The organism is Bradyrhizobium amphicarpaeae (assembly GCF_002266435.3).
In the GTDB taxonomy this organism is placed as follows: domain Bacteria; phylum Pseudomonadota; class Alphaproteobacteria; order Rhizobiales; family Xanthobacteraceae; genus Bradyrhizobium; species Bradyrhizobium amphicarpaeae.
Map to the genome: position 1 here is coordinate 2,666,532 of NZ_CP029426.2, position 12,018 is coordinate 2,678,549.

11 protein-coding genes are annotated in these 12,018 nt (G+C 64.2%); 8 read left to right on the plus strand and 3 right to left on the minus strand.

Going from position 1 to position 12,018, the window contains the following annotated elements:
* Positions 1-48 precede the first annotated feature (48 nt).
* From CIT40_RS12230 to CIT40_RS12240, 3 genes are read right to left on the minus strand one after another with little or no spacing between them, the layout of a single operon-like run.
* Complete coding sequence (locus CIT40_RS12230; protein ID WP_094896184.1) at positions 49-1,959, minus strand: flavin-containing monooxygenase; 1,911 nt, start codon at positions 1,957-1,959, stop codon at positions 49-51.
* Positions 1,956-2,597 (minus strand): TetR/AcrR family transcriptional regulator, encoded by a 642-nt coding sequence (locus tag CIT40_RS12235; RefSeq protein WP_094896185.1) that lies wholly within the window; start codon positions 2,595-2,597, stop codon positions 1,956-1,958. The genes CIT40_RS12230 and CIT40_RS12235 overlap by 4 nt, the downstream gene beginning before the upstream one ends.
* Positions 2,594-4,087, minus strand: coding sequence for an AMP-binding protein (locus tag CIT40_RS12240; protein WP_094896186.1), 1,494 nt, complete (start codon positions 4,085-4,087; stop codon positions 2,594-2,596). Before CIT40_RS12240 ends, CIT40_RS12235 begins: the two co-directional genes overlap by 4 nt.
* Positions 4,088-4,256: 169 nt before the next feature.
* Here CIT40_RS12240 and CIT40_RS12245 point away from each other — a divergent pair, with 169 nt between their 5' ends.
* The 8 genes from CIT40_RS12245 to CIT40_RS12280 all read left to right on the plus strand — a co-directional run bounded on the left by CIT40_RS12245 (position 4,257) and on the right by CIT40_RS12280 (position 11,808).
* Positions 4,257-5,516: an ABC transporter substrate-binding protein gene (locus CIT40_RS12245; RefSeq protein WP_094896187.1), complete on the plus strand. Its 1,260-nt coding sequence runs from the start codon at positions 4,257-4,259 to the stop codon at positions 5,514-5,516.
* A gap of 84 nt (positions 5,517-5,600) precedes the next feature.
* A complete protein-coding gene (locus CIT40_RS12250; RefSeq protein WP_094896188.1) occupies positions 5,601-6,503 on the plus strand; it encodes a branched-chain amino acid ABC transporter permease in 903 nt (300 codons plus the stop codon).
* Positions 6,500-7,519, plus strand: a complete 1,020-nt coding sequence (locus CIT40_RS12255; RefSeq protein WP_094896189.1) for a branched-chain amino acid ABC transporter permease — start codon at positions 6,500-6,502, stop codon at positions 7,517-7,519. Before CIT40_RS12250 ends, CIT40_RS12255 begins: the two co-directional genes overlap by 4 nt.
* Before the next feature lie 2 nt (positions 7,520-7,521).
* Positions 7,522-8,277 (plus strand): ABC transporter ATP-binding protein, encoded by a 756-nt coding sequence (locus CIT40_RS12260; RefSeq protein ID WP_094896190.1) that lies wholly within the window; start codon positions 7,522-7,524, stop codon positions 8,275-8,277.
* Positions 8,274-8,987 (plus strand): ABC transporter ATP-binding protein, encoded by a 714-nt coding sequence (locus tag CIT40_RS12265; RefSeq protein ID WP_094896191.1) that lies wholly within the window; start codon positions 8,274-8,276, stop codon positions 8,985-8,987. Before CIT40_RS12260 ends, CIT40_RS12265 begins: the two co-directional genes overlap by 4 nt.
* Positions 8,988-9,151: 164 nt before the next feature.
* A complete protein-coding gene (locus CIT40_RS12270; protein ID WP_018315898.1) occupies positions 9,152-9,370 on the plus strand; it encodes a hypothetical protein in 219 nt (72 codons plus the stop codon).
* Positions 9,371-9,481: 111 nt separating this feature from the next.
* Positions 9,482-10,540, plus strand: coding sequence for a YeiH family protein (locus CIT40_RS12275; RefSeq protein ID WP_094896192.1), 1,059 nt, complete (start codon positions 9,482-9,484; stop codon positions 10,538-10,540).
* Positions 10,541-10,635: 95 nt separating this feature from the next.
* A complete protein-coding gene (locus tag CIT40_RS12280; RefSeq protein ID WP_094896193.1) occupies positions 10,636-11,808 on the plus strand; it encodes a fumarylacetoacetate hydrolase family protein in 1,173 nt (390 codons plus the stop codon).
* Positions 11,809-12,018: the final 210 nt, after the last annotated feature.

Consider the following 12,018-nt stretch of genomic DNA (forward strand, 5'->3'; position numbering starts at 1 on the left):
TTTGCCGTCATGACTTCGCTGCGCTCGCAATGACGTCGTGGTGAGGACCTACGCCTTCGTCAGCCTGTACTGCCCCAGATCCGGATCGTGGGTCATGCGCCAGTAATCCACGAACCGCCATGGCATGGCCGAAAACACCCGGCCGCTGGAGTTGCGATAATACGTGCTCATGCCTGGATGGGTCCAGATCATGGTCTCGTGCTCGGCATCCACCTTCTGGACATAGTCATCGAGCACGTCGGGGCGGACGTCGATCGCTGCGACATCTTGCGCGATCATCTCGGCGAGACACGCCGAGATGTAACGGCTCTGGCATTCCGACTGGAAGATAACGCTGCCGCCATGGGCCGGGCCCGAGTTCGGCCCCAGCATGCAGAAGAAGTTGGGGAAGCCGGGCACGGTGAGGCCGAGGAAGGCCGTCGGATTGTCGTTGGCCCAGGCCTGGCGCAAATCCTTGCCGTCGCGTCCGCTGATGTTGAGGCGCGCCGCCATCTCCGTCACCTTGAAGCCGGTGGCGACCACGATGATTTCGGCGGGACGGTGCCTGCCGTCGGCGGTGACGATGCCGGTCTCGTCGAAATGATCGATCGCGTCGGTCACGAGCTCCACGTTGGGACGCCTCAAGGTCTTGAACCAGTTGTTGTCGAGCAAAATCCGCTTGCCGTAGGGCGGATAGGTCGGCATGCACTTCTCGATCAGGTCCGGGCGGCCCTGCAGTTCCGACAGGATGAAGTCGGTCAGCTCCTGGCGGTGCCGGTCGTTGCCCTTGTTGACGGCGCGCTCGGGATGCGGCCATGCAGGATCCTTGCGCAGGAAAGGCAGCAAGCCGTCGCCATAGCGCCAGAACATGTTGAAGCGGTACCACTGCACATAGAACGGCAGATGCGCCAGCAGCCAGCGCGCGCCCTCGCTGATCGGATCGGCATAGCCCTTCACCGGCCGCGCCCATTGCGCGCTGCGCTGATAGACCGTGACCGAGGCGACGCGGCCTGCGATCGACGGCACCAGCTGCATCGAGGTCGCGCCGGTGCCGATCACGGCGACGTGCTTGCCGTCGATGTCGACGTCATCGGACCACAGCGCCGAATGCAGGATCGTTCCCTTGAAGGCCTCCTCGCCCTTGAAGCGGGCACGGGAGGGGTCGTTGAGCTGGCCGATGGCCGAAACTAAAGCGGTGGATTCGAAGGTTTCTTCGCCGTTGCTGGTTTTGAGGGTCGAGATCCAGCGCCGCTTGCTTTCGTCCCAGCGCGACGAGGTCAGTTCGGTGTTGACGCGCAGATGTTTTCGGATGTCGTATTCCTCCGCGACCTTCTGGAGATAGCCGAGCAACTCCTCGCGCTGGCAGAAATAGCGGGTCCATGCATTTCCCGAGCCGAAGGAATAGGAATAAGAGTGGTTCGGCGTATCGACGCCGCAGCCGGGATAGCGGTTGATCCACCAGGTGCCGCCGAGCTCGGCGTTCTTCTCGACGATGGTGTAGGGAATGCCGAGATGGCCGAGCGCAACGCCGAGCGCGATGGCGCAGACGCCGGCGCCGACGATCAGCACGTGCTGCTCGGCGAGCCTGTCGGTCGACGGCTGCCTGGCCCAACGCGCCTCGCGCGGCACAAAGCCCATCTCCTCGCGCATCAGCGGGGCATATTCCGGCGCGACGTTCTCGCCGAGGCAGGCGCGCATCATTTTCAGCAGCAGCTCTTCGCCGGGATCGGCGATGACGGGCTTCGGCGTGCCATTGGCGAAGAGCTTGACCACCGCGGCGCGGATTTCGTCCTGGATTTCACGGGGCACGCCGGCCTCGGGATCGGGGATCAGGCGAATGTCGCGCTTGGGCAGGTAAGGCGGCGCCAGCCATTTCTCGTCGCCCGTCATGTGCACCAGCACCATCAGCAGGCATCGGATGTCGCCTTCTGCGATGGCCGCGGCAAGGTCGAGCGGCCTGTGCGAAGCTTCGATGTTCATGGCGTGTCCTGATCCCCGGATGCGTTGAAGAGCCCGCGCGTCATCAGCTTGCGATAGGCGGAGATGACGTGCTCGGGCACGGCGGTGACGCCGTCGGCCGAATAGGAGTAGCGGCGGCTGAGATAGCCGCGCGCGCCCATCAGCATGTGGACGATCGCCTCGAACTCCTCGTCGCTGTAGTCGTGAATCGCACCCGCTGCGCGCGCGCGACGCAAAATGCGGACATAGGCGACCGAGATGTTGTCGAGATGCTTCTGGTAACCGATCGGTGCGAAGAACTCGGCCTCGTTGAGGATGCGCAAGAACTCCGGCACCTCGCGGATGAAGTCGAAGAAGGCGGAGAAGCGTGAAATCTCCTGCCGCGCCGCGTCCGCCGTGCCGGTGCGGGCGCGGATGAACTCGACCATGTCGAGGCCGATCTTCGGCAGCAACTGGTCGAGCAGCTCCTGTCGGTTCTCGAAATGATTGTAGAAGGTACCTTGCGCGACGCCGGCCTGCTCGGTGATGCGGGCGACGGAGGCTTCGGCATAGCCATGCTTGCCGACGACCTTGGTCGCGGCCTCGAAGATGTTCTGCTTGGTCCAGGCGTTGCGCTCGACGCGGTTGAGTTTTGCCAGCTTGGCGTTCACTTGCGTCATTCAGACCTCTCCAGCTCGGCGCGCAGCACGCGCTTGAGAATCTTTCCGGATGGGTTGCGCGGGAGGCTATCGCGGATGATCAGCTGTTTCGGCACCTTGAAGCTTGCGAGCCGGGCGCGACAATGCTCGGTGAGAGCAGGGAGCTCGAGCCTGGCGCGCTCCGTCAGCACGACGATCGCAACCGGCCGTTCGCCCCAGCGTGCATCGCGCAAGCCGATCACCGCGACTTCGCGCACCTCGGGCAATTCATGGATGACGCGTTCGATCTCGGAGGAGGCGATGTTCTCGCCGCCGGAGATGATCATGTCCTTCTTGCGGTCGGTGAGGTACAGGAAGCCGTCGTCGTCGAGATAGCCGACGTCGCCGCTGCGGAACCAGTCGCCGAAGAAGGCGGCGGCCGTCTTGTCCGGATCCTTCCAATAGCCGCGCGTGATCTTCGGCCCCCGCAGGCAGATCTCGCCGTTGACGTTGGCCGGCAACGCCTTGCCGTCCTCGTCGCGGATCTCGATCCCGACATGGGCGATGGCTCGCCCGGTCGAGCCGATCTTCTCGATCTCGCGGCCCGCTTCCATGAAGGTGTCGCCGCCGACGGTCTCGGTGAGGCCATAGGCATCGATGTAGCGCGCGTTGCGGAAATACTCGGAGAAGGCGCGGATGCGCAGCTCCGGCGTCTTCTCGCCGCCGCCGATCGCCCATTGCAGGCTGGAGACGTCGTAGCGACCACGCGTCGGGCAGGTGAGCATCGCGCTGGTTATGACGGGCGCGAACCAGGCGGCGTTGAGATTGTCCTCGGCGATGGCGTTAAGCGCGCTCTCCGGCTCGAAATTGCGTTCGATGCGGATGAAGCCGCCATGCCAGAGCACGGCGATGCCGGGCAGGTCGAGCGCGCCGACGTGATAGAGGGGGCCGACGACGAGAAGGCGGGTCTCGTCGCTCAAACCCAGCGCGATCGTCTGGTCGGCGGACTTCCAGTAGAAATTATCGTAAGAGAGCATCACGCCTTTGGGGCGGTCGGTCGTGCCCGAGGTGTACATCAGCCGCATCAGGTCCGATGGTGCGCAGGCATGCATCGGCGCGGGCGGTGCATCGCCTGCAAGCTGTGTGAGGCTCTGCTGCGCGGCCTCGTCGAGCACGACAATCCCGGTGCTCGGGGCATTTGCAGCCAACTCCTCGTCGACGATCAGAATTCGCGCCCCGGCATTGCCGGTGATGTAGCCGACCTCGTCGCGGGAGAGGCGGAAGTTGATTGGTAAGAACACCGCACCGAGATGGCTGGTGGCGAAGACGAGCTCCAGGAACGCGGCGCTGTTCTTCATCAGCACTGCCACGACATCGCCGGCGCCGATGCCTTGCGCGGCGAGCCAGCCTGCCACCGTCCGGACTCGCGCATCGAACGCCGCGTAGGAAATCGCCTCGCCGCGGTATTTCAGCGCGGGTCGGTCCGGCGTGCGCCGGGCGTGAAAGGCGATGAAGCTCGAAAGATTGATCATTTTGCCGATCTTGGGCCGGTTACCGGCCTCGCTTCCCCCTCGATGAATTCTGACTCGTAATTCATCTTTGGCTTGACGTCACCCCCCGCCCTCTGAAATCCTTGAAACACGGAGACGACACGATCTCCGACAGGGATTTGAAACGCCGACCCGACAGAGGGAGGGAAGAATGACGAGGACCCGCACGCCGGGCATCAGCCGCCGTTCAACGCTGGCGCTGATGGGCGCCGGTGCGATGAGTGTTGCCGCGCCTTGGGTGGCGCGTGCACAAGCCAAGACCATCAAGATCGGCATGCCGACGATCCTGTCGGGCCGCGTGGCGCAGCTCGGCACGTCCTCGCGCAATGCGGTGATGCTCGAGGTCGAGAAGGTCAACGCTGCCGGCGGCCTTGCCGGCCGGCAGATCGAGATGGTGATCCGCGACTCCAAGGGCCAGCCGCAGGAAGCCGCGCGTGTTGCGCGCGAGCTCGTCAACACCGACGGTTGCGAATTGCTGCTTGACGGCGAGGCGTCGTCGGGTTCGTTCGCGGTGCATGAGGTTGCGCGCGATCTCGGCGTGCTCTGCATCCACACCTGCTCGGAAGCGTCCTCGCTGACGGCCGATCCGAAGCAGCACATCCCGAACGCATTCCGCTGCGTGCGCCAGGGCATTCACGATTCCATCGTCGGCGGCAGCTACGCCGCCGCGATCGCCAAGACCAAGGGCCTGAAGAAATGGGCGACCTGCTCGCCGGACTATGCCTATGGTCGCGATACCACCGGCGAGTTCACGCTGTACCTGAAGCGCTTCGCGCCTGATGTGGAGATCATCAGCGAATCCTGGCCAAAGCTGTTCCAGCCCGACTACACCGAGGTCGTCACCAAGATCCTGCAGGCCAAGCCGCAGGCGCTTTATTCCTGCCTGTGGGGCGGCGATCTCACCTCCTATATCGACCAGGCCAACATCTACGCGATGTTCAGCCAGATGGAGGTGTTCGCGGTCAACATGGCCGACTACACTGCGCTCACCGTGGTGAAGAACCTGCCCAAGGGCATCCACTCCGGCAACCGCTACATCAAGACGTTCCCGACCACGCCGGAGAACGCGGCCTGGGGCGATGCCTACAAGGCGAAGTACAACGAGTATCCGACCAATTGGTCGTGGCAGAACGCGACCGCCGTGATGTTCCTCGCCGAGGCCGCCAAGAAGGCGAACTCTGCTGACGGCAAGAAGATCGCGGAGACGTTGAAGGGCCTCACCATCAAGTGCCCGTTCGGGGCCGACGGCACCGTGACGATGCGCGGCGACGATCACACGCTGGTCGGCTACGCCATTGGCTGGGGCACCACGATCCCGCAGGAGCCGTATGTGCCGGAGGTCAAGGTCGGCGACTGGAAGACGATCTTCGAACTCGAGGCCGAGTGGAAGAAGAGCAAGGGTTACACCTGATCCGATGCGCAGCGGAGACGGGCGACCGTCTCCGCCATCTCGTTTTCCGCGCCGTGTCAGGCGCGCCGCAATGAAAGTGCTCCCGTGGATCTCGACGCGCTTGCCGGCTGCCTCTCCAGCTCCGCCTGCCTGGTGACGCAAACCACCAGTGGCCTCATCATCGGCATGCTGCTGTTCCTGGTCGCGGTCGGGCTGACGCTGATCTTCGGCGTGCTGAAGGTCGTCAATTTCAGCCACGGCGCCTTCTACATGTTCGGCGCCTATTTCGCGATGACCGCCTATCAGTTCACCGGCAGCTTTGCCCTCGCGATGTTGGCGGGCGCGGCCGGCACGGCCGTTCTCGGATTGATCTTCGAGCGCGTCTTCATGAGTCGTGTCTACGGTGCGGACGTTTTGATGCAGCTCCTCGTCTGCTACGCCTTCGTGCTGATCTTCGACGATGTCGTGCGCCTGATCTGGGGGCCGGAATTCAAGTCGATGGGCATGCCGTCCGCGTTCCAGGTGATGCCGCTGTTCATCGCTGGGGGCGTGGTGCCGCCTTATTATCTGCTGCTGATCGGCGTTGCGCTGAGTGCGGCCATCGTGCTCGGCATCGGGCTGTCGCGCAGCCGCATCGGCAAGGTGATCCGCGCCGCCGCGCAGAATCCAGGCATGGTGTCCGCGCTCGGTATCAACACCGGCCTGATCTATGGCGGCGTGTTCGCGCTCGGCGGCATGCTGGCGGGGCTAGCGGGTGCGCTCGCCGCGCCGGTGCGCTCGCTGACCCCGGGCATGGGATTTTCGGTGCTGATCGAATCCTTCATCGTCACCGTGATCGGCGGCATGGGCTCGATCCTGGGCGCGCTGATCGGCGCGTTGCTGCTCGGCCTGATCAGGTCCTACGGCTCGCTCGGCTTTCCGCTGTTCACGGAAGGCCTGATGTATCTGTTCATGGTGATCGTGCTGGTCTCAAAACCCACCGGCCTGTTCGGCAAGGAGGCGGCATGACCGAGCTCGAGGCCGGACGCGCCGGGACGCTGGCGCCTGTGCGCGGCGGCGCCGCGCTTGGACGCTATCGCGACGTCCTGATTGCGCTGATCGCTTTTGCGGTGCTGGCGAGCCTGCCGCTGTTCACGGGCAGCAAGGCGCTGCTCGATTTCGTCATCCGTTGCTCCGCCTACGGCCTGTTCGCGACTTCGCTCAATCTGCTCGTCGGCTACACCGGCCTGACTTCGTTCGGCCACGGCATGTTCTTTGGCCTTGGCGCCTACAGCTTCGGCCTGATCATGCAGAAGCTCGGCGTGCCGATTCCGGTCGCCTTCGTGGCGACGCTGGCGATCACGGCGCTGATCGCAGCCGTCATCGGCGCGATCTGCGTGCGGCTGAAGGAGATCTATTTCGCCTTCGTCACGCTCGCCTTCCAGATGCTGATCCATTCGACCATTTTGTCCTGGGCCTCTTTCACCGGCGGAGACCAGGGCTTGCGCGGCGGCATTCCGCGTCCCGCATTCCTCGGGATCAATCTCGCCAATCACGTCCATCTCTACATCGCGAGCTGCGCGCTGCTGATCCTTGGCCTGCTCGCGATGCGCCAGATCGCGCAATCGCCGTTCGGCTACACCTTGCGGATGATCCGCGACAATGCCGCGCGCGCGAGCTTTCTCGGCATCGACGTCTGGCGCGCCAAGCTCACCGTGTTCGTGCTGGCAGCGTTGTTCGCGGCGATGGGCGGCATGGTGATGGCGCTGTTCGTCTCGGGTGCTTATCCGGAATTCGCCTATTGGACGATCTCGGGTGAAGCCATCTTCATCAACATGCTCGGCGGCGTCTCGACCTTTCTCGGGCCGATGGTCGGCACCGTGCTGCTGTTGCTGCTCAACGACACCGTGACGCGGTTCACCGAGTACCATGGCATCGTGCTCGGAATCGTCATCCTGTTCTTCGCGCTGGGCCTGCGCAAAGGCCTGCTGGACTTCGTCGCCGAATGGTTTTCGCAACGGCGCGACGCAGGCGAGAGGCGCTAGGGATGCTCGAGATCCGCAACCTCGCAAAATCCTTTGGTGGCGTGAAGGCGACCAACGACGTCTCGCTCGACTTTCCCGACGGTTCGCTCACCGCGGTGATCGGACCGAACGGTGCCGGCAAGAGCACCTTCTTCAACCTGATCACCGGCGCGCTGAAGCCTGACAGCGGCCAGGTGCTGCTCGACGGTGTCGATCTTGCCGGCCGCTCGCCGCCGGAGATCGTCCGTCACGGCATCGGCCGCGCCTTCCAGGTTGCAAGCATCTTCAAGTCGCTGACGGTGCAGGAGACGATGCTCGCCGCGGTCAGTGCCGACCAGCGCACCTCGGCAGTGCTGCACAAGCGCTTCCCCTTGCCGGAGACACGCGATCGCGCCGAGCATGTGATGGAGCTGTTGGGCCTGGCGGGAAGCCGCCATCGCACGGCCGCGACACTGTCGCATGGCGACCAGAAGCTCCTCGATATTGCCCTTGCGCTGGTGCTCGAACCAAAGGTGCTGCTGCTGGACGAGCCCACCGCCGGGATGGGCCCGGAGGAGCGCTGGCGCATGATCGACAAGGTGCGCGAGCTCTGGGAGACCCAGAAGATCACCGTCGTCTTCATCGAGCACGACATGGACATCGTGTTCAAGATCGCGCCGAAAATCGTCGTGCTCTGCTATGGCCGTATTCTCGCAACCGGTACGCCCGAAGAGATCCGCAACAACGGCGCCGTGATCGAGGCCTATCTGGGCACCGAGCATGCGGGAGCCGCCGCATGAGCGCGGTCGTCATCGAAGTCGCCGATCTCGACGTCTATTACGGCACCAGCCAGATCCTGTTCGGCGTCGGCCTCTCGGTACTGCAGGGCGAGACCATGGCGCTGCTCGGGCGCAACGGCGCCGGCAAGTCCACTACCATGAAGGCGATCATGGGGCTGGCGCCGCCGCGGCGGGGCAAAGTGAGCCTGCGCGGTGCGGTGATCTCGGGCCGGAAGCCGCATCACATCGCGCGCGCCGGTCTGGGCTTCGTGCCGGAGGACCGCCAGATCTTTCCGGAGCACAGTGTCGAGGACAATCTGGTCATCGGTCGCAAGAAGGGACCGGAGGGCCAGGACGAATGGCCGATCAAGCGCATCTACGAGGTCTTCCCGCTGCTGGAGCCGCTGCGCCATCGCATCGCCGGACGCCTCTCCGGCGGCGAGCAGCAGATGCTCGCGATCGCACGCACGCTGATGGGCAATCCGGCGCTGCTGCTGCTGGACGAGCCGAGCGAGGGGCTCGCGCCGATCATCGTGCAGCGGATCGGCGAGCTGTTGCGGCAGCTCCGAGGAATCGGATCGACCGTGCTGATCGCCGAGCAGAACATGCATTTCTGCCTGGGGCTCGCGAGCCACGCCACCATCATCGACAAGGGCCAGATCGTCTACGCCGCCGGAATCGACGAGCTGAAAGCCAACGAGACGATCCGCCGGCGTTATCTGGCCCTGTGAGCCTGGCGCGCGGTGTCCGAATAGTCGAGAAGAAGAAAACGGTTGTCTGCGGGCCTTCCGGCGAAAGGAGTTTCCCTGCGCGGGAGCAAAAACGCCAATCGCTTCCATTGCCGTTTGATCGGGAAACGACGACATTCCTATCAGAATTTGATGGATTGACGGTCATGGAACGCACTGGATTTGAGCCCTTCGGCGAGCAATTGGTGTCCGCAACGGATGCCCAGCCGAAGTCGCGCGCGTCGAAGCTCCTGCTGCGGGTCGGCACCGGGCTTTTCTGGTCGCTGGTGGCCGGAATCGTGCTCGCGCGTGCGGCGTTCTTCGAACCCGGCGTCTATGACGGGTTCAGCCGGGTGGCCTCGCTGGCCAAGAGCCTGATCTTCTGAGGCCGATTATTCCGGGTTGGGGACAGAACTTCTCTCGACCCTGATATGTCGAAAGCTTATTCCCCATTGGGCCGGCGCTGCGTATAAATCTTTCTCCCTTGGGAGAGATTTGTGTCGCAGAATCAAGCATCCAGCCCGGCCGGCGCCAAGCCGGCCACCGCCGCGAGCCGTATTTTCGGGCTGATTCCAGGCATCCTCCTCTGTATCGCCGTCGCCGGCGTCTCGGCCCTGCTCGAAAGGGCGGAGCTCGGCGTCTTCGAGCATCCCTATGTCGAGGCGCTGGTGATGGCGATCCTGCTCGGGATGGCCCTGCGGAGCTTCTGGAAACCCGCGCCGCGCTGGCAGGCCGGCATTGCCTTCAGCGCAAAACAGCTTCTCGAAGTCGCCGTCATGCTGCTGGGGGCCTCGATCAGCTTCGCCGCCATCGCGGCCTCCGGCGTCGCGCTGCTGGCCTCGATCGCAGCCGTCGTGGTGATCGCGCTCTGCGTCTCCTTCGGTCTCGGCCGGATGCTGGGCCTGTCGACGCGGCTGTCGATCCTGATCGCCTGCGGCAACTCGATCTGCGGCAATTCGGCGATCGCTGCGGTGGCCCCGATCATCGGTGCCAACAATGACGAGATCGCATCCTCGATCTCCTTCACCGCAATCCTCGGCGTGATGATGGTGCTCGGCCTGCCGCTGCTGATTCCGCTGTTGCAATTGTCTGCCACGCAATACGGCATCCTCGCCGGCCTCACGGTCTATGCGGTGCCGCAGGTCCTGGCCGCGACGGTCCCGGCCGGGCTCGTCGCGACGCAGATCGGCACGCTCGTGAAGCTGATGCGTGTGCTGATGCTCGGGCCGGTCGTCGTCGGCCTCTCGCTCGCGGCGTCACGCTGGCAGAGCGATGCCAAGAAGACCAATGTCGGCTTCTTCCGCCTCGTGCCCTGGTTCATCCTCGGCTTTCTGGCGCTGGCGACCTTGCGCTCCCTCGAAATCGTGCCGGGGACGGTGGTTGGTCCGGTGACCAAGATCACCGGCTTTCTCACCGTGGTGTCGATGGCGGCCCTCGGTCTCGGCGTCGACGTGCGTGTGCTCGCCAATGTCGGCGGGCGGGTGACGGCCGCGGTGACGCTGTCCCTGATGCTGCTGCTCGGCATCAGCATCGCACTGGTGCACTGGTTCAAGTGAGGGCCGCGCTCTCTGGACTTCCCCCGCCAGACGTTTATTGGTCTTCGCCAATGTGATCGGCTGCGGCTGATCCGAGAAACAACGAGGGCGCGGCCATGACGACTTTGTCAGTGAAAGACCTCCTCCCCGAAGACGGAACACGCGGCACGCTCGCCGGCCGCGTCTGGCTGCCGCAGGCGAACGGTCCGGCCGTGGTCGCCGTCCGTGGCGACGGCGTGTTCGACGTCACCGCAAGATTTCCGACCATCAGCGCGCTCTGCGAAGAGGACAATCCGGCCAAGGCCCTTGGCCTGACCAAGGGCGAGTGGATCGGCGATCTCGACGCCATCGTGGCCAACACGGCGCCGGACCAGCGCGATCGCCAAAAGCCCTGGCTGCTTGCGCCCGTGGACCTGCAAACGCTGAAGGCTGCCGGCGTCACCTTTGCCATCTCGATGCTGGAGCGCGTGATCGAGGAGCGGGCGAAGGGCAATCCGGCCTCGGCCGAAGCGATCCGCAAGGAAGTGACGCGGCTGATCGGCGACGATCTCTCCAAGCTCAAGCCGGGCTCCGACCAGGCGATGCACCTGAAGCAGGTGCTGATCGATCAGAACGCCTGGAGCCAATATCTCGAGGTCGGCATCGGTCCCGATGCGGAGGTCTTCACCAAGGCGCCGACGTTGTCCTCGGTCGGCACCGGCATGGACGCCGGCCTGCATCCGAAATCGACCTGGAATAACCCGGAGCCGGAGCTCGTGCTGTTCGTGTCGAGCCGCGGCAAGATCGTCGGCGGCGCGCTCGGCAACGACGTCAATCTGCGCGACTTCGAGGGCCGTTCGGCGCTGCTGCTGTCAAAAGCCAAGGACAACAACGCCTCCTGCGCGATCGGACCGCTGCTGCGCCTGTTCGACGACAGCTTTACGCTCGACGACGCGCGCAAGCTCGACATCAGCCTGAACGTGAAGGGGGCGGACGGCTTCGTTCTCGACGGCCATTCCTCGATCAGCAAGATCAGCCGCGATCCGACCGATCTGGTCGAGCAGACCATCGGCAAGGTGCATCAATATCCTGACGGGTTCGTGCTGTTCCTCGGCACGATGTTCGCGCCGGTCAAGGATCGCGACGCGCCGGGGCAGGGGTTCACCCACAAGCGCGACGACATCGTCACGATCGCAGCGCCTCAACTCGGCAAGCTCGTCAACCGCATGCGCACCAGCGACGAGTGCGAGCCCTGGACCTTCGGCATCGGAGCGCTGATGAAGAACCTGGCGCAGCGGAAGCTGATTTAGCTCGCTTTCCTTCGCCTCTCCCCGCGTGCGGGGAGAGGCCGACACGCGAAGCGTGGCGGTGAGGGGCTCTCCACGGGTCGATTTGTTCGACGTACGCAGACTCTATCCACATCGTCATTGCGAGCGCAGCGAAGCAATCCAGAGTCTTTCCCCGGAGGGATTCTGGATTGCTTCGCTGCGCCCGCAACGACGGGAGAAGAGCTCGCACAA

What these genes read in the sequence shown, in the direction of transcription:
- CIT40_RS12230 (WP_094896184.1), bottom strand. Translation starts at nt 1,959, where the DNA reads ATGAACATCGAAGCTTCGCACAGGCCGCTCGACCTTGCCGCGGCCATC.
- CIT40_RS12235 (WP_094896185.1), bottom strand. Translation starts at nt 2,597, where the DNA reads ATGACGCAAGTGAACGCCAAGCTGGCAAAACTCAACCGCGTCGAGCGC.
- CIT40_RS12240 (WP_094896186.1), bottom strand. Translation starts at nt 4,087, where the DNA reads ATGATCAATCTTTCGAGCTTCATCGCCTTTCACGCCCGGCGCACGCCG.
- CIT40_RS12245 (WP_094896187.1), top strand. Translation starts at nt 4,257, where the DNA reads ATGACGAGGACCCGCACGCCGGGCATCAGCCGCCGTTCAACGCTGGCG.
- CIT40_RS12255 (WP_094896189.1), top strand. Translation starts at nt 6,500, where the DNA reads ATGACCGAGCTCGAGGCCGGACGCGCCGGGACGCTGGCGCCTGTGCGC.
- CIT40_RS12260 (WP_094896190.1), top strand. Translation starts at nt 7,522, where the DNA reads ATGCTCGAGATCCGCAACCTCGCAAAATCCTTTGGTGGCGTGAAGGCG.
- CIT40_RS12265 (WP_094896191.1), top strand. Translation starts at nt 8,274, where the DNA reads ATGAGCGCGGTCGTCATCGAAGTCGCCGATCTCGACGTCTATTACGGC.
- CIT40_RS12270 (WP_018315898.1), top strand. Translation starts at nt 9,152, where the DNA reads ATGGAACGCACTGGATTTGAGCCCTTCGGCGAGCAATTGGTGTCCGCA.
- CIT40_RS12280 (WP_094896193.1), top strand. Translation starts at nt 10,636, where the DNA reads ATGACGACTTTGTCAGTGAAAGACCTCCTCCCCGAAGACGGAACACGC.